At 39.6% G+C, this 26,709-nt stretch carries 18 protein-coding genes and 3 pseudogenes; 15 read left to right on the forward strand and 6 right to left on the reverse strand.

Translation table 11 applies throughout. The features are described from left to right. Positions 1–280, reverse strand: a 280-nt coding sequence (locus tag C5469_RS23260; RefSeq protein WP_207629128.1) for a hypothetical protein, incomplete at its 3' end; no start/stop codon positions are given. Positions 281–989: 709 nt separating this feature from the next. Between C5469_RS23260 and C5469_RS24535 the strand changes: the two are divergent. The 6 genes and pseudogenes from C5469_RS24535 (at position 990) to C5469_RS17365 (ending at position 9,097) form a co-directional block, all read left to right on the forward strand. Then, a pseudogene (locus C5469_RS24535) lies at positions 990–1,728 on the forward strand (IS110 family transposase). Positions 1,729–2,042: 314 nt separating this feature from the next. Further along, on the forward strand, positions 2,043–2,972 hold the full coding sequence (metA, locus tag C5469_RS17345) for a homoserine O-acetyltransferase MetA (protein WP_166309383.1): 930 nt from the start codon (positions 2,043–2,045) through the stop codon (positions 2,970–2,972). A 284-nt stretch (positions 2,973–3,256) separates the two neighbouring features. After that, positions 3,257–4,855, forward strand: coding sequence for a malate synthase A (aceB, locus tag C5469_RS17350; RefSeq protein ID WP_166309385.1), 1,599 nt, complete (start codon positions 3,257–3,259; stop codon positions 4,853–4,855). Positions 4,856–4,917: 62 nt separating this feature from the next. Further along, a complete protein-coding gene (gene aceA, locus C5469_RS17355; protein WP_166309387.1) occupies positions 4,918–6,225 on the forward strand; it encodes an isocitrate lyase in 1,308 nt (435 codons plus the stop codon). Between the two features lie 62 nt (positions 6,226–6,287). Further along, positions 6,288–8,045, forward strand: coding sequence for a bifunctional isocitrate dehydrogenase kinase/phosphatase (aceK, locus tag C5469_RS17360; protein WP_166309389.1), 1,758 nt, complete (start codon positions 6,288–6,290; stop codon positions 8,043–8,045). A 485-nt stretch (positions 8,046–8,530) separates the two neighbouring features. Continuing rightward, complete coding sequence (locus tag C5469_RS17365; protein ID WP_166309391.1) at positions 8,531–9,097, forward strand: hypothetical protein; 567 nt, start codon at positions 8,531–8,533, stop codon at positions 9,095–9,097. A gap of 248 nt (positions 9,098–9,345) precedes the next feature. Here the strand turns inward: C5469_RS17365 and iclR are convergent, their stop codons facing one another. Beyond that, positions 9,346–10,176, reverse strand: coding sequence for a glyoxylate bypass operon transcriptional repressor IclR (iclR, locus tag C5469_RS17370; RefSeq protein WP_166309393.1), 831 nt, complete (start codon positions 10,174–10,176; stop codon positions 9,346–9,348). A 1,260-nt stretch (positions 10,177–11,436) separates the two neighbouring features. Between iclR and C5469_RS17375 the strand changes: the two genes are divergently transcribed. From C5469_RS17375 to C5469_RS17400, 5 genes are all read left to right on the forward strand, one after another. Further along, positions 11,437–12,273, forward strand: a complete 837-nt coding sequence (locus C5469_RS17375; protein ID WP_166309395.1) for an alpha/beta fold hydrolase — start codon at positions 11,437–11,439, stop codon at positions 12,271–12,273. Between the two features lie 423 nt (positions 12,274–12,696). Next, on the forward strand, positions 12,697–13,593 hold the full coding sequence (locus C5469_RS17385) for a hypothetical protein (protein ID WP_166309399.1): 897 nt from the start codon (positions 12,697–12,699) through the stop codon (positions 13,591–13,593). Positions 13,594–13,641: 48 nt separating this feature from the next. Next, positions 13,642–14,688, forward strand: coding sequence for an acyl-CoA/acyl-ACP dehydrogenase (locus C5469_RS17390; RefSeq protein WP_166309401.1), 1,047 nt, complete (start codon positions 13,642–13,644; stop codon positions 14,686–14,688). A 90-nt stretch (positions 14,689–14,778) separates the two neighbouring features. Beyond that, the gene (locus C5469_RS17395) at positions 14,779–17,346 is read left to right on the forward strand and encodes an aminotransferase class III-fold pyridoxal phosphate-dependent enzyme (protein ID WP_166309403.1); all 2,568 of its coding nucleotides are present in this window, start codon (positions 14,779–14,781) and stop codon (positions 17,344–17,346) included. Continuing rightward, on the forward strand, positions 17,330–18,367 hold the full coding sequence (locus tag C5469_RS17400) for a DUF2156 domain-containing protein (protein ID WP_166309405.1): 1,038 nt from the start codon (positions 17,330–17,332) through the stop codon (positions 18,365–18,367). Before C5469_RS17395 ends, C5469_RS17400 begins: the two co-directional genes overlap by 17 nt. A 279-nt stretch (positions 18,368–18,646) precedes the next feature. On the opposite strand, the pseudogene C5469_RS17405 reads toward C5469_RS17400, so the two are convergent. The 3 genes and pseudogenes from C5469_RS17405 to C5469_RS17415 form a co-directional block, all read right to left on the reverse strand. Next, positions 18,647–21,317: pseudogene (locus tag C5469_RS17405) on the reverse strand (type I restriction endonuclease subunit R). 120 nt (positions 21,318–21,437) lie between these two features. After that, a complete protein-coding gene (locus tag C5469_RS23715; RefSeq protein ID WP_339414571.1) occupies positions 21,438–22,181 on the reverse strand; it encodes a restriction endonuclease subunit S in 744 nt (247 codons plus the stop codon). Positions 22,182–22,360: 179 nt separating this feature from the next. Beyond that, a pseudogene (locus tag C5469_RS17415) lies at positions 22,361–22,492 on the reverse strand (type I restriction-modification system subunit M N-terminal domain-containing protein); the annotation flags it as partial. A gap of 491 nt (positions 22,493–22,983) precedes the next feature. On the opposite strand from C5469_RS17415, the gene C5469_RS17420 reads away from it, so the two are divergent. After that, positions 22,984–23,331: a hypothetical protein gene (locus C5469_RS17420; protein WP_166309409.1), complete on the forward strand. Its 348-nt coding sequence runs from the start codon at positions 22,984–22,986 to the stop codon at positions 23,329–23,331. Between the two features lie 38 nt (positions 23,332–23,369). Here C5469_RS17420 and C5469_RS17425 read toward each other — a convergent pair whose 3' ends face one another. Then, the gene (locus C5469_RS17425; RefSeq protein WP_166309411.1) at positions 23,370–24,023 is read right to left on the reverse strand and encodes a TetR/AcrR family transcriptional regulator; all 654 of its coding nucleotides are present in this window, start codon (positions 24,021–24,023) and stop codon (positions 23,370–23,372) included. Between the two features lie 96 nt (positions 24,024–24,119). Between C5469_RS17425 and C5469_RS17430 the strand changes: the two genes are divergently transcribed. The 3 genes from C5469_RS17430 to C5469_RS17440 all read left to right on the forward strand — a co-directional run bounded on the left by C5469_RS17430 (position 24,120) and on the right by C5469_RS17440 (position 26,623). After that, positions 24,120–24,785: an O-methyltransferase gene (locus tag C5469_RS17430; RefSeq protein WP_166309413.1), complete on the forward strand. Its 666-nt coding sequence runs from the start codon at positions 24,120–24,122 to the stop codon at positions 24,783–24,785. Positions 24,786–25,024: 239 nt separating this feature from the next. Then, a complete protein-coding gene (locus C5469_RS17435; protein WP_242689511.1) occupies positions 25,025–25,324 on the forward strand; it encodes a helix-turn-helix domain-containing protein in 300 nt (99 codons plus the stop codon). A gap of 3 nt (positions 25,325–25,327) precedes the next feature. Further along, entirely contained in the window at positions 25,328–26,623 is a 1,296-nt protein-coding gene (locus tag C5469_RS17440) for a type II toxin-antitoxin system HipA family toxin (protein WP_166309417.1), read from the forward strand. Positions 26,624–26,709: the final 86 nt, after the last annotated feature.

Genomic DNA, 26,709 nt, shown 5'->3' on the forward strand with positions numbered 1-26,709 from the left:
TAACCGGGGATAGGACGGTGAGAACCGTTTCTGACGCCCGGGATTGGCAGGGCACGGGCGGAGGGGGATGCGGAAACGCGCGCTTAGCGGTTTCGGATTGACCCTCTTTATTGTCTGCCTGTGGATCCTCAAAACCCGTTATAGTCATAGCCGGCCCGAAAAATAACTGAAACCCGGTTTCTGCAGGCGGATAGACTAAGGGGGCATGACATGCTACAGTTAGTCCGTTATTATCATTTTCTTTTAGAATATCGTTATTTCCTATCTCTTTTATAACCATATTATCACTATATTTATCATTGGAATTTGATTTAAATTGGCTTGTTGCCAGAGAAAGATCTGTATATTCCGGCTTTGAATATAAATCTCATGGTTCAATATTAATAATTAAACTGATTTGTTAAGTAATATTGTTCCTTTCGCGAGGTATATTACTTTAGTGTTATAGACTATAATTTAATTTCTTAATTTCTTTTTATTAAATATACCCGCGGTTTCGCATAGTAAGTACAACATAAATGGGTATAAAGCCTTCACTATTGGTAGTCCTGAGAAGGTGCTATAAATCATTCCCTTAAATCAGACTATAAATATTTTCATGATGGAAAGATATCCTTTTATATCTCTTCGAATAATCACCCAACTGTTTAAAAATTAAGTCCCGCAGAATTAATCGTTTTATTCATTCTTTATTTCTTTGGCCGTTTTTTTAGCTTTATTAAAAAATGATTGAGGTAAAGATGCTTGCTATATTAACAGAACGCCTTTCTGAAAAAATGCACTTGTATCATAGTAATTATGGTGGTTAGCTACCATCATAAGAAACAAGGTGAACCTCAGATTGCACATTTAAGCGAGATTTTGTTAATAAGCTAAAGCCCTTGTTTCACTTTCCACGCCAGCACCAATATTGAACGGTAACCAAGAGCAATGACTCTATATATACAAGTGAAATTGGCGTGATGGCATCAATAAGAGAGGGGGTTATCATGTATTATGTCGGAATAGATGTTAGCAAGAATAAACTGGATATTTGCTTGTTATATGATGGAGTTAAAGGTAAACGCAAAACAAAATCCCTTCTGAATAATGCGCATTCAGCCTGTATGTTAATAGAGTGGTTAGCTAAGCATATTCCTGCCCTACAACAAGCAAATATCGTTATGGAAGTCACTGGAGTCTATCATGAACGGTTGGCTTATGACCTTTATCAGGCTGGGGGAAGGATTGCAATCGCTAATCCTTTACGCATGCGTGATTTTGCTAAAGGTATGGGGATATTGACTAAAACAGACAAAGTAGATGCCTCTATTTTAGCCTGCTACAGCGCATTAAAACAACCCGATGTCTGTCTCCTATAGAAATTCGCGAATTGAAGGCTCTCCTATGCCGTCGGGACGCGTTATTAGAGGATATCCAGCGTGAACGTAACCGGTATGAGAAAAGCTGTTCAATCCCTATCCCAAAAGCAAAGCAGTCAGGCACATTGGTGCATGGTCGAGTGCGCTTATCTAAAACGGGTCCTGCTGAAATCCGTGCTAAGTTGTTTATGTCTGTACTAACTGCAATTCGTTTTAACCCCCATATAAATGATTTATATAATCGATTAATAAAGGAAAGGAAAAAATATTGGCTTTAGGAGCTGCGATGCGTAAGTTAGTTCATTTGTGCTACGGAGTACTAAATACGCAGCAATCATATGATGAAAACTATGCTATCAGAATTTGACCATCAAGACGGTAGCTTATTAGTCGAATTTGACACCCATTTTTACCGAAAATATCATTGAATTTTAAGGTGCTTCATCTCGTAATTGAATTAATCTGCCTTATTTCTTTTCTATGTGACAAATGAAATTCAAATTGTTTCCAAATTTAAATGTTAAAAATTTATTATCTATTATCACGTTGAACATCATGATATGACCAAAAATGAAATAATTTCAGCTTACTTGTAAAGCCTCGACATTCTGCTAATACTTAGTTAGATTTAGCTATCTAGAAGTCTAAACGTGTGAATGGATAAAAAGTCGAGGTTATAGCATGCCAATTTGTATACCGGATGAACTACCTGCAGTGAATTTTTTACGAGACGAGAATGTGTTCGTGATGACATCTACTCGTGCAAATATTCAAAATATACGTCCGTTAAAGGTATTGCTGCTTAACTTGATGCCAAAGAAAATTGAGACTGAAAATCAATTTTTACGGTTGCTATCCAACTCACCTTTACAGGTGGATATTCAACTGCTCAGGGTGGATAACCGGAAGTGCAGGAACACGCCTGCTGAGCATTTGGACAATTTTTATTGTGATTTTGAACAGATAAAACACCAAAATTTTGATGGTTTAATTGTCACTGGTGCTCCATTGGGATTAGTTGAATTCGAAGATGTGGCATATTGGGGACAGATCGAAAGAATAATGAGTTGGGCAAAGGAACATGTGACTTCGACTCTGTTTATCTGCTGGGCTGTACAAGCTGCATTGAATATTTTGTATGGTTTGCCCAAATTTACCAGAGAAGTGAAATTATCCGGTGTTTATTCTCACTCCACTCTGGACCCTCTGGCATTATTGACTCGTGGCTTTGATGAGTCTTTTTTTGCCCCTCATTCCCGCTATGCAGATTTTCCTGAGCATATTATCCGTGAACATACTGATTTGGATATTCTTTCCAGCTCTGAAGATGCAGGGGTATACTTATTAGCTAGCAAAGATAAACGTATGGTATTTGTCACCGGCCATCCTGAGTATGATAGTGAAACACTGGCTAGTGAATACTTACGTGATTTAGCGGCAGGTTTAGATCCAAAGATCCCAATAAATTATTTCCCGGATAATAATCCAAAAAGAAAACCACTGGCATCATGGCGTAGCCACGGGCATTTATTATTTTCTAACTGGCTGAATTACTATGTGTACCAGATTACGCCATATGATCTTACCTACATGAATCCAACACTGGACTAATACCTTCTGGGTGGCTGGATTTCAGCCACTCTACCACCCTGATTTTTTCTCATCTCTGCCAAAATACCGCACTTTTTGTAATTGATCTTACATAACAAAAACTTAATAAAGTAACTCTATATTTTATGGAATCAATTTCTCTAATTTAAAATAGTTATTTTTGTTTTTAACTAATTGTTTTTTATATAATAAAAATAAATTTTTTAAAAAATGGAAATCGTTTTTGATTTATTTTAAATATCTATTACTCTTATTCAGGTGTGTTTTAAAGTGAGGATGGATGGATGACGCAGCAAACTTTGGCGACTGAATTATCGTTTATTAAGCGATTTTGTGCAGCAGAACAGGAGATCTTGACGCCGCAGGCGGTAGATTTTCTGGTGGATCTGATTATTCGGTTTACTGATACTCGGAAAAAATTATTAGCCGATCGGGATATTTGGCAAAAGAAAATTGATAATGGTGAATTGCCTGATTTTATTTCGGAAACCAGTTCCATTCGTGATGGTGAATGGGAAATTCAAAATATTCCAACAGATCTCCGTGACCGCAGAGTAGAAATCACTGGACCGGTAGAACGGAAAATGGTTATCAATGCTTTGAATGCTAATGTAAAAGTTTTCATGGCGGATTTCGAAGATTCCTTAGCACCGGCTTGGGATAAGGTTATTGAAGGACAAATCAATTTACGTGATGCTGTTGATGGAACAATTTCTTACGTTAATGATCAGGGTAAACAATACCAGTTGCGATCAGATCCTGCTGTTTTGATCGCCCGAGTAAGAGGGCTTCATTTACCGGAAAAACATGTTCTCTATCAGGAAGAGCCAATTGCCGGCGGATTGTTTGATTTTGCTCTTTATTTTTATCACAACTATAAGCAATTGCTAGCAAAGGGCAGTGGCCCCTATTTCTATTTACCGAAAATTCAGTCTTACCATGAGGCACAGTGGTGGAATGATGTATTCAGTTTTGCAGAAGATCGCTTTGATCTGCCGAGAGGTACAATCAAAGCAACGGTGCTGATTGAAACTCTGCCTGCTGTATTCCAGATGGATGAGATTCTTTACCACCTCCGTCATCACATTGTTGGTCTTAATTGTGGTCGCTGGGATTACATTTTCAGCTATATAAAAACACTGAAAAGCCATGGAGATCGGGTTCTTCCTGATCGTCAATCAGTCACGATGGATCAACCTTTCCTTAGTGCTTATTCCCGTTTATTGATCAAAACCTGCCATAAGCGCGGTGCGTTTGCGATGGGGGGAATGGCGGCCTTTATTCCCAGCAAAGATACTGAACACAACAAATGGGTATTGGATAAAGTTAGAGCGGATAAAGAGTTGGAAGCACGTAATGGTCATGACGGTACATGGATTGCACATCCAGGTCTTGCGGATACGGTAATGGAGGTTTTCGACAAGGTATTGGGGAAACAACAAAACCAGTTGGATATCTTCCGTGAAGAAGATGCACCTATTATTGCGGTTCAATTATTGGAACCTTGTTCTGGAGATCGTACTGAGGAAGGTATGCGCGCCAATATCCGCGTAGCGGTTCAATACATTGAAGCTTGGATTTCAGGAAATGGATGCGTACCTATCTATGGCTTGATGGAAGATGCTGCGACAGCAGAAATTTCCCGGACATCCATTTGGCAGTGGATTCATCATGAAAAATCATTATCCAATGGTAAAAAAATTACAAAAAGTTTGTTCAGACAGATGTTGGTAGAGGAAATGGAAGTCATTAAGCAAGAGGTTGGGGAAACACGTTTCAGCCAAGGGCGATTTGGCGATGCGGCTAAGTTGATGGAGCGCATTACGACTCAGGACGAGCTGATAGATTTTCTGACTTTACCGGGATATCAATTGCTCGATTAAGCAACGAATAATAACAAAACACCATATCCGATTAATTTAATGAAAGATAGGAAGTAGACGTCATGACAATCTCCAGAACTCAACAAATCGCTCAACTGGAACAGGAATGGAAAAGTGACCGTTGGAAAGGGATTATTCGTCCGTACAGCGCGGAAGATGTGGTTAAATTGCGCGGTTCGGTTAATCCTGAGCATACATTGGCACAACTTGGTGCCAAAAAACTATGGGAATTACTGCATGGTAAATCAAAGAAAGGTTATGTGAACTCATTGGGTGCATTGACCGGTGGGCAGGCATTACAGCAGGCAAAAGCGGGCATTGAGGCGATTTATCTTTCTGGTTGGCAGGTTGCGGCTGATGCCAACACGGCATCCAGCATGTATCCGGATCAGTCTCTTTATCCGGTGGATTCGGTTCCGGCGGTGGTAAAACGTATTAATAATAGTTTCCGCCGTGCAGATCAGATTCAATGGGCAAATGGTATTGGTACTGATAGCCAGGAATATATCGATTATTTCCTGCCAATTGTGGCAGATGCGGAAGCTGGATTTGGTGGTGTCCTGAATGCTTTTGAATTGATGAAAGCCATGATTGAGGCTGGTGCGGCGGCGGTCCATTTTGAAGATCAACTGGCTGCTGTGAAGAAATGTGGTCATATGGGCGGTAAAGTTCTGGTTCCGACACAAGAGGCTATTCAGAAATTAGTTGCTGCGCGTCTGGCTGCGGATGTTGCTGGCGTACCAACACTGTTAATTGCCCGTACGGATGCTGATGCCGCTGATCTACTGACTTCTGATAGTGATACTTATGACAGTGAGTTTGTTACTGGCGAGCGGACTACTGAAGGATTCTTCCGTACCAGAGCCGGTATCGATCAGGCCATTAGTCGTGGTTTAGCTTATGCACCGTATGCTGATCTGGTGTGGTGCGAGACATCAACACCTGATATTGAAATGGCTCGTCGTTTTGCTGAGGCGATTCACGCTGAATATCCCGGTAAGTTACTGGCTTACAACTGTTCTCCATCATTCAATTGGAAAAAGAATTTGGATGATAAAACTATTGCGCGTTTCCAGGATGAACTGTCAGCAATGGGCTATAAATTCCAGTTTATTACTCTGGCGGGTATCCATAGCATGTGGTTTAACATGTTTGACCTGGCACACGCTTATGCGCAGGGTGAAGGCATGAGGCATTATGTGGAGAAAGTACAGGAAAGAGAGTTTGAATCCATTGAACGGGGTTATACCTTCTCTTCTCATCAACAGGAAGTTGGCACCGGTTATTTCGATAAAGTCACCACGATTATTCAGGGTGGCATATCGTCAGTAACCGCATTGACAGGTTCCACGGAGGAACAGCAGTTCTGATTGTTCCATTTCTGATTCTATTCAGCCTGCCTGTTGCAGGCTGAATATATTGAGGAGTTGCGATGGGGATAGATTCTGCACATCTGATAGCACAGACTATTTTACAGGGATTCGATGCACAATATGGCCGCTTTCTGGAAGTAACTTCAGGCGCACAGCAACGCTTTGAACAGGCTGATTGGCACGCTGTTCAGCAGGCCATGAAAAAGCGTATTAATCTTTATGATCACCACGTTGGTCTGGTTGTTGAACAGCTTAAATGTATACATGGTGTTTTCGGATACGATGAAGATTACCTTGCTAAGGTAAAGGTTGTTTATACCAATTTATTACCGGATTATCCCCGGTTTGAAATTGCAGAGAGCTTTTTTAACTCTGTTTATTGTCGTCTATTTGAACATCGTAACTTGACGCCAGATAAGTTATTTATTTTTACTTCCCAGCCTGTTCGCAGATTTCGGGATATTCCCCGTCCGTTATCGCGAGACTTTTTCCCTGATGGCAATCTCAATTCAATGCTACGGACAATGCTTAATGATTTGCCACTGCGTCTGCCTTGGGAAGATCTAGAGAGAGATATTCGTTATATCACGAATTATCTACAACGCACATTTCCAGATGGAGAAATATTACAGGCGACTTTTCAGATAGCTAATGAACTGTTCTATCGCAACAAAGCGGCTTGGTTGGTGGGTAAGATTCGAATTGGAAATAAAGTTTATCCTTTCTTGTTGCCGATCCATCATAACGAATCCGGCGGAATTTTTATTGATACCTGCCTAACCGATCATGCTGATGTCAGTATTGTATTTGGTTTCGCTCGCTCCTATTTTATGGTTTATGCTCCCTTGCCTGCGGCGTTAGTTGAATGGTTAAGAGAAATATTGCCTGCCAAATCAACGGCTGAGCTTTATATGGCTATTGGCTGTCAGAAGCATGGTAAGACAGAGTATTACCGGGAATATCTAGCATTCATTACCTTTTCTAAAGAGCAATTTATGATTGCTCCTGGTGTTAAGGGGATGGTGATGCTGGTGTTTACTTCACCGTCACTCGATAGAGTCTTCAAGGTGATTAAAGATAGATTTGCGCCACAAAAAGATGTCACTCAAGAGCGGGTACAGGAGTGTTACCGTCTGGTCAAAGAACATGACCGCGTGGGGCGGATGGCCGACACACAGGAGTTCGAAAATTTCGTTATTGATAAAGCTCGCATCAGCCCTGAACTGATGGACGAGTTGCAGAAAGAAATACCAGAAAAACTGGAAGATCTCGGGAGTAAGATCCTTATCAAGCATCTGTATATGGAGCGCCGGATGACACCGCTGAATATCTATATGGAACAGGTGGATGAACAGAAACTGAAAGATGCTATCGAAGAGTATGGTAATGCAATCAAACAACTTGCTGCGGCGAATATTTTCCCTGGAGATATGCTATTTAAAAACTTTGGCGTGACACGGCATGGACGCGTGGTGTTCTATGACTATGATGAAATCTGTTATATGACGGAAGTTAACTTCCGGGATATACCACCACCGCGTTACCCGGAAGATGAACTTGCCAGTGAACCGTGGTACAGCGTGGCGCCAAATGATATTTTTCCTGAAGAATTCCGGCATTTTCTTTGCACTGACAGTCGGGTTCGCTGTTATTTTGAAGAGATGCATAGTGATTTATTTAAAGCAAACTACTGGCGGGCGTTACAGGAACGGATCAAAAGTGGTCATGTGGAAGATGTGTTTGCCTATCGTCGTAAACAGCGGTTTAGTCAACGTACTGAGATAGAAACTTACTCTATTGCCAAAGTTTCAGCCTGATTTTATTGGGAATTGGCGTTTGCTGTTAGCGACCGCCATTTTCACCAATAGTTAATATACCCTTCATCTTTCAAGCTGCTGCTTTGTTGGCTGCTTTCACTTACCGCCGCGCTGCAACTTGAAATCTATTGGGTACATTATTATCCTCATTAAATTATTTCCCTAAGTTAAATATAAATTCATTCCTATTTGTTTTTCTTGTGCGGGGTGTGAATATTCTTAATAAAAATAAACCTGGAATTCAATATGAAATATATTAATTATTAGGAAAGCATAATTGGGATGTGAGTTAAAAATATATATTTAATGATTGCTTTAAGAAATAAAAATAGATCCACTTATTTGTGGAGGTTCTATAATTTTATAGAGTTTGGAAATCAAGGGTTTTTAGCCACAGTTAATGGCTGGAAAAATAATTGATATTTTTGACTCTTAATTAAGTAAGGTTCTCATATAACTTCGTGGAAGTATTTAAGGATATAATAATGGCTAGTGTAATTTTATACGGTGATAAAATTCATATTAAAAATAACTATCTTGGAAATGGTGGCTATCTGGACACTAATGGTTATGCAACCGCACAAGGAGCAAAATATAACGTATACACGGCTGCTTCGCCGAATCGCGCTCCGGGTACAGGTACGGGTACATGGCAAATTTTTTCTGCGAGCGGAAAAGGCATAGGGCAAGAGGTTTACAGTAGTGATATCGTGTTTCTTGTCAATCTTTACCAGAATAATGGGGGATATCTTGGTACTAATGGTTATGCGCAGTCACCTGAACTCTATAATGTTTATACAGCTGATAAAGTAGCACGTCCGGTTGAGAGCCTGACATGGTATATTTTCTCAGATACAACCAATGGATATGATGGTAGAGTCCGTGAAGGCAATATAATCCGTTTTCTTAATGGTTATAATAACGCACATGGAGGATTCCTCGATACTTGTAACCGTGCCAATGTTAATGGCTCATTATATAAGGTATATACCTCAATTCTTTCTAATCGAGATAATGGAACAGGCACTTGGAATTTATCAAAAGTGGTTTAATTAGTTAATGACCCATTAACTAATTCTTCTGTTATATAAGAATCTGGAAATGTTATTATTTTCGGATTCTTTATCTTATTTTTACTGATGTTATTTATAAACTGGTTAAATGGTTTTGCTATTATTCTACTATATTGCCGATAATGTTTTCAGAGGGATAATAAATTAAGTTGAATTTATTGGTCTGAAAAGACAGGGCACGAAAAAATCAATGCCCTGAGAATCATATGATAATTTAAGAAAAAGAATTAACGAATCCCGCCATATTCTTTACTGATCTCTTTTGCTGCCCGGATAACTAATGCACCAAGTTCAGTGATACGATCATCAGTGATCCGTGAGACTGGGCCGGAAATAGAAATAGCTGCAAAGGCTTGGTGATGCTCATCATAAATACAGGCTGCAATACAACGCAGACCTAAAGCATGTTCTTCATCATCGAACGAATACCCTTGTTTACGTGCTTGTTCCAGATTTTCTTTTAAACTGGAAGGCGTTGTCTTGGTGTGCGGCGTGTAAGAATGAAGCCCTTTCTTATGCAGTAACTGAACCAGTTGGTTATCTGATAATGTTGAAAGGAATGCTTTGCCAGCCCCGGAAGCATGCATAGGTAACTTACCCCCAATAGGAGCGGACATTCTCATCAATGCATTGCACTGTACTTGATCGACAATAACCGCTTCATATTCACTGTGATCAAGAATGGCTAAATTAACGGTTTCACCAGAATCCTCCATTAGGCGACGCAGGATAGGGTGAATAAGTGCCAATAAATTGCGGCTCTGTAAGAAACTACTACCGATAATAAAAGTGTGTGAACCGATAACCCACAACCCTAAATCGCCAACCTGACGGACAAAACCGTGTTGTTGTAGGGTGGTGAGAAGGCGGTGAGTGGTGGAGTTTGGTAATCCGGCTTGTTGTGCCAAATCAGTCAGTGCGATACCGCCTGGTGACTCGGAAATATATTCCAAAAGAGTCAGTCCGCGACTTAATGACTGTACCTGCCCGTTAGCAGCAGCATTATTCGCCGTAATCTTAGTTCTTTTTGTTTTTTTAATGGTAACGGCAGTGCTCATCGAAATACCCTCTGAATGATAAGATGGAATTCATTTTCATTTCTTATTATGGACGATAAACCAGAAAAACACTCATCCGATGTGTGGAGAATACTGCTTGTCATTGAGATCTGAAAAAATCGTAGGGATTAGACCAATACTTAAGAAAAATCGTTATCACAGGATGAATTATGATTTATTCGTGTGATTTTTTCAGGATGGAGGGAAATAAGACCCCTATTTTAAAGATTGCCTCACAATGTAATAATATTCCAGTAGTAAGAATGTATAAATAATATATCTGAATAGAGGGTGTTAAATAATTTCATTGGTGATTGATGAAAATAAAAATATAATCTTAATTTTTTCTGTATGATTACAAAAGGAAAACTATCCTTATTAATGACGGTGATTTATATTATTTTGAATTAATTGTAATTATTCTGATTAACTTGTTTTAATTGTAAAAAACAATATGGAACGTTATTAATTATGTGAAAAATAATAAGTTATGATTAATAAATGAATTTTTAAATACATATTTTTGGAAATAGATCACTATTATTATAATGGGAGGGGTTAATCATGAGATTTAAATTCGTTATCATGTTTTCCGTCCTCTATAATAATCTAATTTTGAAATCTATTTATTTTGTTATTTTTCTGATTAGTCAGATTATTATTGCGTTAAAAGGTTTGTAAACAATAAGACAAGTATGAAAATGCGGTTTAATTAAAACATCTATTTTGTGATTTTATTTTTAATTACAATAACTTAAATAGCAAAATTAAAATATATAGCGTTATGCTGTGAACTTAGGATATTGTTTTAAAAAAATACCCATGATAGCTTGTTTTATAATCAATGTGGCGTGAGTTTTTAATATAATCTCTTACCTTTTAACTCAGTACTTCCCTGACAAAAAATATCAAAAAATAGACCTAACGAGATTGGATATTATATTCTTATTAATTCATAACGCAATGTATTAATATATATATGAAATGGTTTTTTTCTGAAATTAGGTTATAAGCAGCATGTAAAATAATTTTTCCAGCGAAGAATTTGTAAAATAGGATATGTTCCTTGCTTTATCTATAGCCTGTTACTAAGAAAGTATAAGGGGCTTTATATTAGTTAATAATAAATTCTAAAATTACCAATGCCCCAGAGAGAGACGAGCATTTAACATTTGTGGCGTTCAAAGCACGAATGTTTTTCTGGAGAGCTTATCTCCAGTACCCGTCACTGGGGTATGAGGTCAATGGAAGCGCGAATATATGAAAAATAGTATTGAAGGTGATAGTTTTGAAGTAGCTGGTAAGTTTCTCTGTAAGTATAAGATTTATCGGGGAGATAGTAATGGTAGGGTTATTGTATTGTTACCGGCTATTGGTGTAGAAATCAGGAAATATGAAACTCTGATACAGCAACTGGTAAAAGAGGATTTTCAGGTTGTGACTGCTGATATGCCAGGCTATGGGGACAATCAACCTAAACCCAACAGAAAAGATGATTATAACTATTCCGATCTGTTGCGGGATTATCTTCCGGCAATGTTAGACAAAGCTGTTGAATTAAATGCTAAAGAAATTCCTATTGTCTTTGGCCACAGCCTTGGTGGGCATATTGCGACGCTTTTTGCCTGCTCAACTAACAGACCGTTTTCTCTGTTTTGTGTGGCGACAGGGAACGTGTGGTACAAGAATTGGCAGGGCATGGGGCAGATACAGATAATAACAGCCGCCGTTATTTTTCGCATTCTGACGGCATTATATGGTTATCTTCCTGGGAAAAAGATTGGTTTTGGCATAAGAGAAGCTAAGGGGTTGATGAGAGACTGGTCCAAAACTGCCTGTACGGGAAATTACTATCATGTTAGTGCCTATAAAGGTAAAGAGAATAATAATTTATCCAAAGCTGTTTATATATGTTTCAAAGGAGATAATTGGGCTCCGTTAAAATCTACTAAGGAATTAGCAAGGCTTATACCTCACTCAGAAGTTAGCGAAATAGCCCAGGATGTTAAGGGTAATCCTCATAGTGCCTGGATTAAGCAGCCAGGGGAGATTATTAAAATCATGAAGAGAAAAATGCTGGAGAATAAAAATGATTAACACATTGAAAATGCTACGTTGGGAATTTCTTGGGTTGTTTTTTATTAGTTTATTTCTGACTTGGCAACTTGAGGATTATATAAGCTGGTGGCAATTTATTTTGTTATTTTTTCTGATTGATATTGTTGGCTATTACCCAGGGCGAATCTGGAGTTTGCTGAATAAAAAAGTGGTTCCTCCCCCGGGGTTTTATACTGTTTATAATATTTGCCACAATGTGTTTACGCTTAGCATAATTAGTTTGGTCTGGTTATGGTTATTTAAGGATAATTACAGCATTATTGCATTATTTGTTCATATCTGTTTAGACAGAGGCATACTGGGAAATTTTCCTAAGTTATCAATTAATGTGTTTAAGCAGCCAACTGTTCATTGAAGTAAATTATCACAGAGAGATACGTTATTTAAAGAGGAATTGACATCATGGGTTTAATTAAACAGGCATCGGAAATAGAAATGCAGGCTCAGGAATGGGGATTAGATGAATGGTTTGCTGAACAGATAAAGGTTGAACAAAGGAAAAAAACCAGCTACGCCAATGATCCTAAATTAACCTATTTGCCAGGCGATTTACGGGAATCTCTGATTAGGGAGCTTTCTTTCAAATCGATTTCAGAATATGAAGCGACTAAAGCCCTGCTGTTGCTTGCAGATAAAGCTCCAGACAACATTAACTTTGATTATATGCTGACCCAAATATTTGACGAAGGCAGGCATGCCAAATTATTCAGAGAACATCTGGTCAAAATAGGCTTCGCAGATATCAATAATGTGACTAACAAAATGGAAAGCCTCTTACGGGGGAAAATGACCAATATGTTGGAGACATTGAGAACCTATTTTGACAAGTGGGTGGTGTTGAAAAATGACTACATCGCAGGAGTGCTGATCATTACCGTCGTTCTGGAAGGTGTGCTTGCACCCACTTCAGAGCTAAGTGAAATCAAGTGGCGGCCCTTTGATATTGCGGCTGCCGAGACACAAGCCAGAGCTAACGCTGATGAATTAAGGCATCTGACCGTATGTGCAAATATTGTCAAAACGGCTATCGAAAATGACAGTTCTCTAAAGCAACCGGCCCTCGAATGTATAGAAGAAGGATTGGCGTTGTGGAATCAGGTGTCTGTTGATGATCTGTTTGTGGAGCGTGAGACGTTCTATCAACGGGGTATGCAAAGCAATTTGCGCTTTATTGAAGGTTATGAGCTGGCACCAGGGGTATTGTTGTCCGAATCTACTGTGGAGTCCCGACTTGAATTGTCTCATTTCTTGGTTGAACAGATGCAGCAGTCACGCCTTGAATATATGGGTTTAGTGTAGATATAAAATTTGTAGTGAGCTGTTTGGGTGTTCAGAGGAGAGTTGAAAATGACAGATATTGTTGAAGAAATTAGGAAAGGTAGCGAGAAATACCAGAACTTAACACCTGATGGGTTGAAGAAATTATTATTGGGTTCTGGGGCCGCTTCACAATGCCTGCGTTTAGCGGCTCAATCCAATATAAAAGGACTTTGCCAGGTGGGTAATACAATCCGTGAGGTGTCATCATGGCTGCCCTCAGTCGGTATTGCCTTAACCATGCATAATCATATTGTGTTGGCTTGTGCTAAATTTCCCGACATATTCGAAGATAATAATAAATTATTAAATGAAGTTATGGTTTCAGAAGTGCTGGTCGCTTCTGCTTTTGCTGAAGGTCTGCCAGGGACAAATATTTTTGCACCAGCACTTAAAATGCATTCTAAGGAAGGAAAGCTGTTTGTTAATGGTTCGAAGAAACCTTGTTCTCTGTCTTCGATTGCTGATTATTATGTGCTATCGGTCAGCGATACCGATAATGACAATGAGATGAGGGTAGTATTGGTTTCTAAATCAGCACAGAATATTAATGTTATTCCTTTCTGGCGGTTAAAGATTTTGTCTGAAAGTGATAATCAAGAAGTTAAATTTTCTGATACCGAAGTTTCGCCGCAATTACTTTCCCACTATAAGGGGATTGAGCAGCAGGTTGTGCTTTCTTACGGTTTATCACTATTTAATTACTTTGCTGCTAATACGTATTCAGGAATTCTGAATGGGCTTGCTCGTTTTATTCCGGAGAAAGTAGCAGAACAGCAACCAATTAAATATACCCTAGCCCAAGCTGATTATAAGATTAATGCTATTCTTGGTCAGATGCTAACTATAGCTCATGATGCTCATCGGGATGAAAATGCTATTCGTAACATCCTTGCATTGCGTTATACCTTGGAAAAGATCCTTGAAGAAACCGCCAGTTTTATACTCCGATGTTGCGGTGGTATTCAGGTCATGACAACGCCAGAAATTATGAATTTCTATTCTGCTGTACAGTTATTCAAATTTCATCCTATAGGAGAATTCCAGATGGTTAGCCAAATAATGCAGCAAATTTAATGACTTTTTAGATCACCTATTTTAACTCAAGTATTTTCCCATGCTGTTTACAGCATGACATTGTGCACCTATAAAAAAAGAGAGAGAACTATGTTTGTTAATCAATATCGTGAGAGTTTATTAAACTCTGTGGGCCTTGAGTTGGATATTCAGTCTGCTGAGAATAACCAGCTTACATTATCGGATGGCCGGGTTGTTAAGGACTTTTTGGCTCAATATGGTGCATTACCATTTGGGCATAATCCCGATTTCGCTATCTCCGAAGTCGACAAATTCATTAAAAATAAAGAACCTATCTTTGTTCAGCCCAATATTCACAACAAGGTACGGTTATTGGCGGAAATGCTTTCTGAGCAAATAGACAAGGAGAAATATACCCACTGCGTTTTTACTAATAGTGGTGCTGAAACGGTAGAAGCTGGGATTAAGTTTGCGCGCTTGGTTACTGGCAGAAAAAGTATTTTGAGTTTACATCGTAGTTTCCACGGTAAAACTTATTCGGCGTTATCTGCTACAGGTTCAAATCGGTTTAAAGCTGATTTCATTCACGATGATAAACTGTATGAACATGTTGATAGTGAAGATTTAGCTGACATCAAAAGAAAACTGGAGAGCCGAGAATTCGCTGCATTTATTATTGAACCAGTGCAGGGAGAAGGTGGAATGAAAGTCATTCCATCGGATACATTGTCCAGTATTCTGAAATTGTGTAAGGAAAATGGCACATTATCAGTATTTGATGAAGTTCAGACTGGTATAGGCAGGTTGGGGGCATTCTGCGCAGCCACACTTTACTCTCTGAAACCGGATGTCATTCTGTTTTCTAAGGCGCTGGGTGCAGGTATTTCGCCTATTGGTGCGATGTTGTATTCAGATGAACTTTATTTATCTGAGTTCGATAAGAAACACAGCTCCACCTTTGCCAATAATGTACTGGCTGCGACGATGGGAATTGCTGTTATCCAGCATCTGACTAAAGATGATGGCAAGGCATTAACGCACGTTCAGGAAGTTAGCCGTTATGTTGATGAATGCCTTGAACAATTATCGGCTAAATATCCAGAACATTTTTGTTGGCAAGGTGCTGGGTTGATGCGTGGCCTTGAAATACAGGACAGTAAAGCGGTTGCCAACGTATTTATCAACTTTAGCCAAAGAAGTGGTGGTCTGGCTTATATCATTTGTAGTTTCTTATTGAAACACTACGGTATTTTCACCATGCCGTTAATGTCTCGCCCTTGCTCTGTACGTTTTGAGCCACCGCTTAACGTTTCTAAAGAAGATATTAAGACATTTTTTACGGCTTTTGATGAAGTATGTAACTTGGTTCGGAATGGGCGATATGATGTTTTATTTGCGCACTTGATAGACATGCCTATAACGGATCTACCGCCACCTGCGGTCAGTTATCCTATTTCAATAAACAACAGTATTGCCCAGATTAAAGCGCCTATTCCTCAATTGGTTGAGGGGAAGAAATTCGCTTTCTTGATTCATTCCACTTCGGTTAATGAATTTGCGCATTCCTATTGCCTGTCAATAAAGGAAAATTATACGCCGGAACAGCAGAGACAACTTGGTAGTTGGATCATGCAAATTTCTGCTATTGATTTTAATCCTGATATCGCTGTTGAATTTGGTGTTGAAAGCTCAACGGCATACGTCAATGGCATGCTTTTGTTCTCACCTATCAGCCCTGAAGATATGATGGCATTGCCAACCAAAGAACGGGCTGCTCTGATGAAGGAATACCTTGATTTGGCGGAGAAAAATGGCGCGGAAATTGTCGGTTTAGGTGCTTACACCTCTGTTATTACTGACGGAGGTAATAGCTTGGTGAATAATCGGCAGGGCCGGATATTGACTAATGGTAACTCTCTGACAGCGATGGCGGTAGTTGAAGGTATCCGCTCAATGCTGACCGAAAATGCACATCTGCAAACTTTGGCGGTGGTTGGTGCCAGAGGCTCCGTTGGCAGGCTGTCAGTCACTGGCTTGGCCCATAACTTTGGCCGGATTATCCTGGTTAGCCGACCTAACAAAGGACGAGTACTGCTCTCTGAGCTGACTAAGGCACTGCTTTCCACGGTGTTAAAAACTCGTGATGTTATCCAGCCAGATTCAGTTATGGATAAAATTAGAAAATGGCTGTTTAAACAAAACCCGGGTGTGACAGATGCTCGTGTATTGCATGAACAAATTCTTGAAGTCATAGAAACTCTTGGTTTGGAAGTAATAGAGAGTTATGAACAATCCTTAAGCCAGGCTGATTTTATCGTCTCAGCAACCAGCGAAGGTAAACCTTTCTTAAATACCCATTATCTGAAAGGCTCTGCCATCGTTTTTGATGCAGCCAGACCTTTCGATTTTATTCGTGATGGTAACCGTCACATTTACGAGGGCGGTTTGGTTCATCAACCTGAGAAAGTTACCTATAGCGATTGCAACTTGATTGACGTGCCTGCGGGGGTAAATCTCGCCTGTTTGTCGGAAACTATTGCTGTCGCACTTGAAGGAGTCAGTGTGCATCAAAGCATCGGTAAATCTATTGATTACAATGACGCACTCACTATCCGGGATATTGCAAGAAAGCATGGGTTCGTCCCTGTCCAATATACCCGCAATGATCAAGGTGAACATTATGAGCATGTTGCCTGATGTTCCTCAGGTTATTACCACTGGGAACGCTCAGGGTGTTCTTGGCAACAATCATCTCAGAAAAGTGCTTTGCTATTCCAGGCACCCGTTGAGTAGCTTGTTGTTCAATACTGAAACACATTGGTTTACCAATCAAAAGGGGGCTATCGGTTTTTTCCAGGACAAAAATCTGCATATGTGTGTGGGTGGCATTTTGGCTCCTGGCGAAGAACGAGCTGAACTTTTGCAGTCATTTCTCCGTTTCACCAAAGAAAAACGGGCTTTTCCGGTGTTTCTGCATGGTGATGAGAGTGATTTTTCGCTGTTGAGGAATAACGGCTTTTTTGTTAACCAACTTGGGGCGAGTTATTCAGTGCTCCTTGATGGATATAGCATGAAAGGCAAACGCTTCCAGCAGCTTAGAAATAAAATTAGTAAATCCAGAAGAGCAGGAATTTCTATTCGAGAGATCTGCTCACAAGAGGAATATTATCGGCTTAAACCACAACTAGAACATATTAATCAGCTTTGGTTGAAGGAAAAACATGCAAAGGCCCTGAGAAAACTGGTGATTGATTTCAACACCGTAGAAGTGAGTTCAGGTGAGCACAGAGTATATATTGCAACTCGGGGAGAACAGATTCAGGCATATATCGTTTATAGTTACACTTGGGGGGAGACATCGGGATGGTTTCATAATTTATCTCGAAAAAAACCGGATATACCCGATGGAACCATGCAGTTTATTAATGAAACAGCGATTAATGACTTCTTGGCTGAGGGGGCAGTTTCTTATCTTCATTTGGGCTTCACGCCGTTGGTGGAGTTTGAAGAGCAGAGCTGCTTCAACGACTCGGCAATGTTCCATAAAATTGCCAAATGGATGTCATCAAAAGGCGGCATTGTTTATCCTGCTGCTTCGCAACGCCAATATAAAATGAGCTGGCGGCCGTCGTTAATTGAGCCGGAATACATTGCTTTCCCTAAAGGAAAGGCAATGAAAGCATTGTGGTCAACATTGCGAACGACCAACAGCATTTGAGGCTATAAAAAGTATTTTTCTAACGTGGAACAACAGGTGATCAGGATGGTGCTGTAAGTGCCAGAATGATCACCTGTCATGGTGAACATTGTTTGTTGGTTTATATTATTGCTTGTAAAGGAATTTTTGAGGTTTTTTACAAGAACTTTCTATGCTGGGCAAGATTCTTCTTTTGCCCAGTATCAAAACATCAAAATGGTGATCATCATTGGTTGATTTATTGATGCAATTCCATCCTTACCGATTTTTAACAATATAGTTGTTTTAGTTAAGAAAAACTCATTCTCTCTTCAATCCTTTCATTAACACCTCAAAAATAAGCAGATTTATTCGTTGTGAGACTTCCGGATCAGACAGATACGCATGTGAATGTTTTTCAAAAGCGCCCATACTTTCTATAACCGCACTCTCTACTGCGTTAGGAAAGTCACCATGCATGATCTGATCAACACTGTTATTCAATAGTTGTGCCATAACAGATTCATTTTCAGAGACTTTAGTTGCAGTACCGTACAGCCATGTGAGCTTATCGCCTTCTGTAGTTTCTGCTCCAAACAGGTCATTCATTTGCTCAAGGATGTGCGAAAGCAAATCTTTGGGGCGTTGTGAGATAGAGCTACCTACGCTGGTAATGCCTTTTAACCCTTCGCCACCGGCCTGAAGTTTCAGATCCTGAGTACGTTTTTCCCACAAACGGTAATGAGTCAGTTGTATTTGACTGATATCCAAATCGTCATCCAGACGCTCTTCGCGTAGCAGAGGCAGCAAATGTCGGACGAAAACATTTAATCGTTCAAGATCCTCGTCATGTAGATCGACAATCTGTGAAGCAAATTCGTAAAAGCGGGTAAAGCTGTTCATATCCTTTTTGAAGGTGTCCAGCACATCTTTCGCTTCTCGTGCCTGGTTTAGGCTGCGTTCACAGTTCACTTGCCAAGTCTTATCGCCACTTTGTTTTGCCTGCTCTAAGCTTGAGAGCGTATCACGTAATACATCCATGGCTGAACGATAACGTTTGGTGAAACGGTCCACGGCTGGTTTGCAGTAAGTCGTTAACGCTTCTGGTCCACGTTTTGGGTCAAAGTAGGCATCAGAGAAGTTCGTTACTTCGTTCCATTGCCAGATGTGCTGCTCGTTGAGTTTGTGGTAAATGGCATAGACCAGATTGGGATCTGATACCGTTATCAACTCAGCATTCTGGTAATATTCTTGAAATTCAGCTAGTACGTCCTGCGGATCGTTCACGAAGTCCAGCACGTAAGTGGTATCTTTGCCGGGATAGGTGCGATTAAGGCGTGATAAAGTCTGGATACAGTCCACACCTTTAAGCTTTTTATCGACGTACATCGCTACTAGTTTCGGTTGGTCAAAGCCGGTTTGGAATTTATTCGCCACCAGCATCACTTGATAATCATCGGTATCGAAAGCTTTACGCATATCGCGTCCCTTCAGACCAGGGTTCATTGAATTCTCTGTGTAGCTTTCTCCTTCATCAACCACTTCACCTGAAAACGCTACCATAGCGGTGAGGCGCTTATAACCTTTTTCAGTGACATAGCGGTCAAATGCCTGCTTGTACTTTACGGCTTCCAATCGGCTGCTGGTCACTACCATTGCCTTAGCCTCGTGGTTAAGCAGCTTTGCCACGTTTTCACGGAAATGTTCAATGATCACCTGTGCTTTCTGGGCGATATTATGCGGATGCAGGCGAACCCATTTGTTGAGCTTAGTTTTGGTTTTTTTGCTGTCGACTTCTTTATCTTCTGCTTCTAGTGCCAGTTTGTACGCTTGACCGTAGCTGGTGTAATTCTTCAACACGTCAAGAATAAAACCTTCTTCAATCGCTTGGCGCATAGAATAGAGGTGAAAGGGCTTTGGTCTGTTGTCATTTGCCAATGGCATATCTGGGTGAGGCGGGCGGCCAAACAGTTCAAGCGTTTTCGCTTTAGGTGTAGCTGTAAAAGCAAAATAACTGATATCCGATGAGCCCCGACGCGCTTCCAGTGTGGCGTTTATCATGTCCTGACTGTCTATCTCTTCTTTATCAATCTTCTCGGCCATCAGCACTTCGCGTAACTGGCGTGCTGTACTGCCGGTTTGGCTGGAGTGCGCTTCATCCGCGATAATGGCAAAGGCTTGACCTTTTAAGCCAGTGGTTTCCTGAATGGCTTTCAGCACATGTGGGAAGGTTTGAATGGTGACAATGATAATTGGTGTCCCTTGTGAAAGCGCCTCTGCCAGTTGTGACGATTTACTGCCGGATTCTTCGTGGTTAATACGACTAATAACACCGGAGGTATGTTCAAACTGGTAAATAGTATCCTGTAACTGGTTGTCGAGTACCGTGCGGTCGGTAATCACAATCACTGAGTTAAAGATTTTATGACCATCTGGTCGATAGAGTGTGGCTAACTGATGCGACAGCCAGGCAATAGAGTTGGATTTACCTGAACCCGCGCTGTGTTGAATTAAGTATTTTTTACCAATGCCTTCTGCCCGCACTGCTGTGAGTACTGACTGGACAGCGCTTCATTGGTGATAACGTGGGAATATTAGGAGAGTAAATTAGTTCCGGTACTACGCGCAGACGGTTGGCTTTATAGCGGGCCATTAAATCTGGGTTAAGTTCATGGTCTGGCTTAAAAGTGCAAAGCTCAAACCGTGCACCCCGGTCTTTTACCGCATGGCGCAGTGTCCAAAGCGTACCGTAGTTGTTCAGGTGTTTTTCAATGGCATTAAAGAAGTGTGTTTCAGTATCTTTTGGATAAATACTACAGAACTTTTCCCAGGCATCGGGTTGGGTTTCTTGCACATAGGTCAGTGCATCTTCCGGGTATAAGGCACGTTTGCGGTCATAATTGGCCGAAATACCCAACAGCCAGCCCTGAGATTGCAAGCTGGCGATAATGTCATTTTGGAACAGAAGTTCTGCGGATTTAGATACCAAAATTAATTCTCCTGATAAGTGTGTTCAGTAATAATTTTTGCCTTGTTTAGATCATGTTTATACCCTATGGATTTCAAGATGCATCGCGACGGCAAGGGAGCGAATCCCCGGGAGCATAGATAACTATGTGACCGGGGTGAGTGAGTGCAGCCAACAAAGAGGCAACTTGAAAGATAACGGGTATTTGCGGAATAACTGAATATGACTCATGCGACATCCTTGAGCTGCTTGCCAATCGCGCACGTCGATTTTGCCAGTGACCGCAGCGGAGATTAGGGTGGAACGGCGTTCTTGCATTAGTTCAATACAATTTAAGGCTTGCGCTGTTGTTGTATCGATTCTTTTTGTCATAGTTTGTAAATAATTAATTATTTTTGATTGTTCTTCTGGAGATGGATAAGGAATTTTGCATTCAGCCAGGGACTCGCGATTTATCTTAGGCATAGCTACCCGATCGGCTTGATTTACAGCAAATCTAGTAAATACAGAAGAAAGTAAGAACCATAAAAGATATTCATTTTTTAACCCTAGTTTTGCCGTCATCGGATACATGTCTGCACTACATAGCACATTGTTGCTTGGGCATAAGCAAGCTTTTACAAGGGCGGGCCGTATCTTGCTATAAATTATTTCTCCCTTTTTACATAGGTACTTATTACTATCAGCACCTTGCTCTTCAGCAGTTTCCAATTCCATAATCCGACCTTCACCGCTTGCTATGTGGTTAGGTGCTATTAACCAAAATCTTAAATATTTTGGGATAGTGGGATCTACCAAGCCGTTTCGGATGGATACGCAGTGGCTAAATTTAACTAAATCCCAATGCTCTGGCACGTCCCCAAGCCACTCAATGCCGGAGTTCTTCATTTTTACATCAGGATTTAGTCCTTTAGTCACCGCATGAGAAATTACCGCCTGCCGTTTTTCTTTCAGAAGTTCAATGAGTTGTTTTTGTTTGGCGATAAGTTGGTCGATTTGGGTAGTTTCTATATCGAGAAAGTTTGCAATTATTTTTTGTTCATTTAGTGAAGGCAGCAAAAGCTCAAGAGCACACACTCAAGACGGCGTAATACTGTAAATGGCAGAATGACGCGTCCGTATTGAGATTGCTTGAAATCACCGCGTAAAAGATCGGCTACTGACCACAAAAACGCGGCCATTGAAGAAAAATTAGTCATTGATTTTCTACCTAAAGTTTTTTCTCTATTGTCCATGATGTGAGACTGCTCGCAAGAACAATGAATACATTTCTTGCCTTGTTGCATGATTGTGGTCGTATATGGCTAAAAAATTTGATGGTAAAAGAGAGAAATAAGTATTGTACTGTCTATGTGTCTATGCATATTGTGGTTAGCTTTTTATGAGACGGAGTACAACATCTACAGGGAACAGATATTTCAGTAGATAAATTAGTATAGGTGAAGTGATGATGAAAATCTCTCTTGGTAGAAATGAATTATTATATTTTGCTAATAGTTCACTAGGGTTCTGTGATATTGATTTATCACGAATAAGTTCTGTGTTTATTGCTCAAGTTATGCAATTATATTACGGGGGAGTTATTAATATTTTTAATGTCACAGATAGGGTTAAATTTCTTGAATGAATGATGTAATCCTCGTGTATTAAAGATGAAGGGGAATTTCTCTATGAGCCATTAAAAGGATTAATGAAAGCGCATTTTACTGATGCCAGATTTATTTTTAAAAATATTAAAAATAAATGGGGTAGTGACAAGTATATGGGTAAGATAATAAATAAGGCATTTCATAATAATAAATCAGGGTATGTTGATGATGATTTTATTAATTACCTAGCCTATCAATTAACCATTGGTGCATATGATAAAAGAATTAAAAATAAAGCTATTACAGGTGAATGGATTGTATTTCAAAAATATCAAGGTAAAAATTATTATCTGACATTAGGTTCTCACAGTGAGGGGGGTGAAAATATATACAAAATAGTCTGTATGGCGTATGAGCAGTATTTTTCCTTTCTAAAAAATGCGTTATAAATTAAATATTTTAACTTATAATGTTAGGGAATTAATTCTCACCTTAATTTATTATTATAATCCTTGGGTATATTATTTTCAATATAATAACACAACATATCACTTACAGCTTCAGCCCATTTATCTACTTCTTCAAACGAATTTGTATGACTGGCAAGTCGTTCTCCTATTGATAACATCGTTTCTAAAAGTAACTTAGAGATAAAATATCGATGCTCATCGGCTATATTAGGAATAGTTTCATTAATGAATCTTAGTACAAGTAACATGGTCTCTTTTTCTTGCTGTGTTGTTTCATATGAATCACGAAAAAAAGGTGCTGCATCGGATAGTGCTGTGCGTAATACCGCTTCTTCACATTCTGTATGAAAAAATTTTTTTATTGCCAAATGTAGGCGTTGTAGTGGTGGAATAGTGAAATCAAATAGAATATTGGCTAAGTCTTGCTGAGTTTGTTTCCATTCGTTTTCTTGCAGGGAAAAAAGAATGGCCTGCTTATTGGGAAAATACTGATATAACGATCCAATACTGACTCCCGCTTTTTCTGCTATTCGACTTGTCGTAAAACAATGGACTCCTTCTTGGAGTAAAATGCGAGTAGCGGCTTCCAGAATATTTGCAACTAAATGCATAGAGCGTGTCTGTTTTGGTGCCTTTCTAATTGAAATAACAGGAGAATTTTTCTTTTGCATAATTTTTTTCCTGATATGCGAATATTAAATTTGAATAATTACTCGTATTCTATCACTCAATAGTTAGCGGAACTATTTATACATAGAGGAAATATGATGAATACATTAACCACTCATCCATTGAGCACAATATTAGAAAAACTTTTCTCCGAATCTGACAATTCTCAAGCCCGGCTTTTTCAAACATTGGGTGCTCTACCCGAAACCGAGCAGCAAGCATTGATGAAAGAAGCAGGTGGTGAGAACTATAAAGTATTTTATACTCGAGCTAAAGATCATTATATGTCAATATCAAGGGATACAGGCAATTTACTGTATATACTTTGTCGAGCTAATAATTCCAGGTCGGTAATTGAATTTGGTACTTCATTTGGAATATCTACTCTACATTTGGCCGCAGCCGTTAAAGACAATGGTGGTGGCAAGGTAATTAGTACCGAGTTTGAATATGAAAAGGTGGTACAAGCACGTATAAATATGGAAAAGGCGGGTGTCGAACATTTAGTTGAGATTCGGGAGGGAGATGCTATCGAGACATTAGGGCAGAATTTACCAGAAGGAATTGATTTTATTCTATTAGACGGCGCAAAAAGTCTTTATCACCCTATTTTAATGATGTTAGAAGATCGTATGCACACGGGAACATTGATCGTGGCCGATAATGCAGATTGGGCACCAGAATATTGTCATTATGTTCGTATTAGTGATAATTATGTTTCTGTCCCCTTTGCTAAAGATATTGAATTATCTATCAGATTATAGTCTGAAGTATAAAGCACATCTGGTAAGGTGTGCTTTACCAATGCATCAGAATAATATCAGTTAAATGATATCATTATTTTGATATTTGTATGAGTTTATAATGCTTTTTGCTTATTGTTGTGATCATAATGGAATTTTATCCCTTAAAGGGGATGGGTTCTATATTATCCCTTAAATAGGATAAAATTGACTTATCCCTGATAAGGGATAATATATGAAAATCCGTTATGGGGGATAATATGAGTATCACATCTGCAAAAATGTTAGCGCATGCTCTGCGTAATGAGCGTAAAAAGCGCAAATTAAGTCAGGATAAAGTTGCTGATAGTATTGGCATTAAACAGTCAACGGTTTCAGAGTTTGAAAATTATCCTGATGGAACTAGGCTTGAAACACTGTTTAAATTGCTCGCAGCTCTGGATTTGGAACTCCAGGTGACTAAACGAGGGGCGTTGTTACATGCCTGGTCATCATCTTCTAATAACAGCCAAAACCAAGAGGGTTTGCATGATCAACAAGGTTGGGATCAGGAGTGGTAAGTAATGAATAAACTCGTCGTTGCTCTTAACGGAACTGTTGCCGGATTGTTAGAGAAATCTGCTGGTGGTGTGATGTTGTTTACTTACCATGAAAGCTGGTTGTCCCGTCCGGGTGCACGTGCGATTTCTTTATCTCTTCCTTTACAGAGTGAACCTTATCGTGGAGATGTTATTTATAATTTTTTTGATAATCTACTTCCAGATAATGAACAAATTCGTAGCAGAATTCAGTCTCATTTTCATATACCGACAAAACAACCTTTTGATTTACTTTCACACATAGGTGCCGATTGTGTTGGTGCGATTCAGCTTTATCCTGAAGGCTATGATGTGGCTTCTGTGACAGAAATTCATGCTGAGCCATTGAGTGAATATGAAATTGAGCGCCTACTTCAAGGGTATAAATCTGCACCTTTGGGAATGGAATCTGAATTTGATGATTTTCGTATCTCTATTGCTGGTGCTCAGGAAAAGACTGCGCTGTTTTGGTATAAGAATAAATGGCATCGGCCCTATGGTACTACACCAACCAGTCATATTATCAAACTTCCTATAGGATATATCTCAGTTAATAATATTGATTTAAGAGAAAGTTGTGAGAATGAGTGGTTATGTTTGAAAATTGCTGAGAAATTTGGTTTACCGGTAGCAAAATCGGAACTAACGAATTTCGGGGAACAAAAGGTTTTAATTGTCGAGCGATTTGATCGCCGTTGGTCAAAGGATCGAAGTTGGTTAATGCGCTTACCTCAGGAGGATTTTTGTCAGGCATTGGGGATAGCGCCTGCATTAAAATATGAGGCAGGAGGGGGACCTAGTATTAAAGAGTCTATGAAGCTTTTAATTGGTTCACAACAGGCATTAGAAGATCGGGATATCTTTTTTAAGAGTCAGATTTTATTCTGGATGTTAGCCGCTATTGATGGCCATGCAAAGAATTATAGTCTATTTCTGGAACCTGGAGATACCTATCGAATGACACCACTATATGACATTTTGTCTGCGTTCCCTTTGATGAATTCTGGCGGTATTCCCAGGAAAAAAGCGAAAATGGCGATGGCACTAATTGGAAAAAATCGTCATTTTGTCTGGTATCATATATTACCCAGACATTTTATTTCGACAGCTCAAGCAGTCAATTACTCACAAGAAAAAGTGGTAGCTATGATGTCAGAAATGAAACAAAAAACGGAGAGAGTCATTGAGGAAGTACAAGCACTTATACCAGAAAATTTCCCGTTGAATATCAGTGAGCCAATATTTAGCGGTTTACGCCGTCAGGCAGCTAAATTGCCTTAAATTATTTCTTGTTAGATTCAGAGGGAATAGTGAATAGAGATAGGTTTGATCAAACTGGGAATTTAGCCAGTAACTTATTTTAGGTT

It is taken from the genome of Photorhabdus cinerea, assembly GCF_011189575.1.
GTDB classification, from domain to species: Bacteria; Pseudomonadota; Gammaproteobacteria; order Enterobacterales; family Enterobacteriaceae; genus Photorhabdus; species Photorhabdus cinerea.

Excerpts from the sequence above, each read along its gene's own strand:
- metA (WP_166309383.1), top strand. The coding sequence starts at position 2,043 with ATGCCAATTTGTATACCGGATGAACTACCTGCAGTGAATTTTTTACGA.
- aceB (WP_166309385.1), top strand. The coding sequence starts at position 3,257 with ATGACGCAGCAAACTTTGGCGACTGAATTATCGTTTATTAAGCGATTT.
- aceA (WP_166309387.1), top strand. The coding sequence starts at position 4,918 with ATGACAATCTCCAGAACTCAACAAATCGCTCAACTGGAACAGGAATGG.
- aceK (WP_166309389.1), top strand. The coding sequence starts at position 6,288 with ATGGGGATAGATTCTGCACATCTGATAGCACAGACTATTTTACAGGGA.
- C5469_RS17365 (WP_166309391.1), top strand. The coding sequence starts at position 8,531 with ATGGCTAGTGTAATTTTATACGGTGATAAAATTCATATTAAAAATAAC.
- iclR (WP_166309393.1), bottom strand. The coding sequence starts at position 10,176 with ATGAGCACTGCCGTTACCATTAAAAAAACAAAAAGAACTAAGATTACG.
- C5469_RS17375 (WP_166309395.1), top strand. The coding sequence starts at position 11,437 with ATGAAAAATAGTATTGAAGGTGATAGTTTTGAAGTAGCTGGTAAGTTT.
- C5469_RS17385 (WP_166309399.1), top strand. The coding sequence starts at position 12,697 with ATGGGTTTAATTAAACAGGCATCGGAAATAGAAATGCAGGCTCAGGAA.
- C5469_RS17390 (WP_166309401.1), top strand. The coding sequence starts at position 13,642 with ATGACAGATATTGTTGAAGAAATTAGGAAAGGTAGCGAGAAATACCAG.
- C5469_RS17395 (WP_166309403.1), top strand. The coding sequence starts at position 14,779 with ATGTTTGTTAATCAATATCGTGAGAGTTTATTAAACTCTGTGGGCCTT.
- C5469_RS17400 (WP_166309405.1), top strand. The coding sequence starts at position 17,330 with ATGAGCATGTTGCCTGATGTTCCTCAGGTTATTACCACTGGGAACGCT.
- C5469_RS23715 (WP_339414571.1), bottom strand. The coding sequence starts at position 22,181 with ATGAAGAACTCCGGCATTGAGTGGCTTGGGGACGTGCCAGAGCATTGG.
- C5469_RS17420 (WP_166309409.1), top strand. The coding sequence starts at position 22,984 with ATGAAAGCGCATTTTACTGATGCCAGATTTATTTTTAAAAATATTAAA.
- C5469_RS17425 (WP_166309411.1), bottom strand. The coding sequence starts at position 24,023 with ATGCAAAAGAAAAATTCTCCTGTTATTTCAATTAGAAAGGCACCAAAA.
- C5469_RS17430 (WP_166309413.1), top strand. The coding sequence starts at position 24,120 with ATGAATACATTAACCACTCATCCATTGAGCACAATATTAGAAAAACTT.
- C5469_RS17435 (WP_242689511.1), top strand. The coding sequence starts at position 25,025 with ATGAGTATCACATCTGCAAAAATGTTAGCGCATGCTCTGCGTAATGAG.
- C5469_RS17440 (WP_166309417.1), top strand. The coding sequence starts at position 25,328 with ATGAATAAACTCGTCGTTGCTCTTAACGGAACTGTTGCCGGATTGTTA.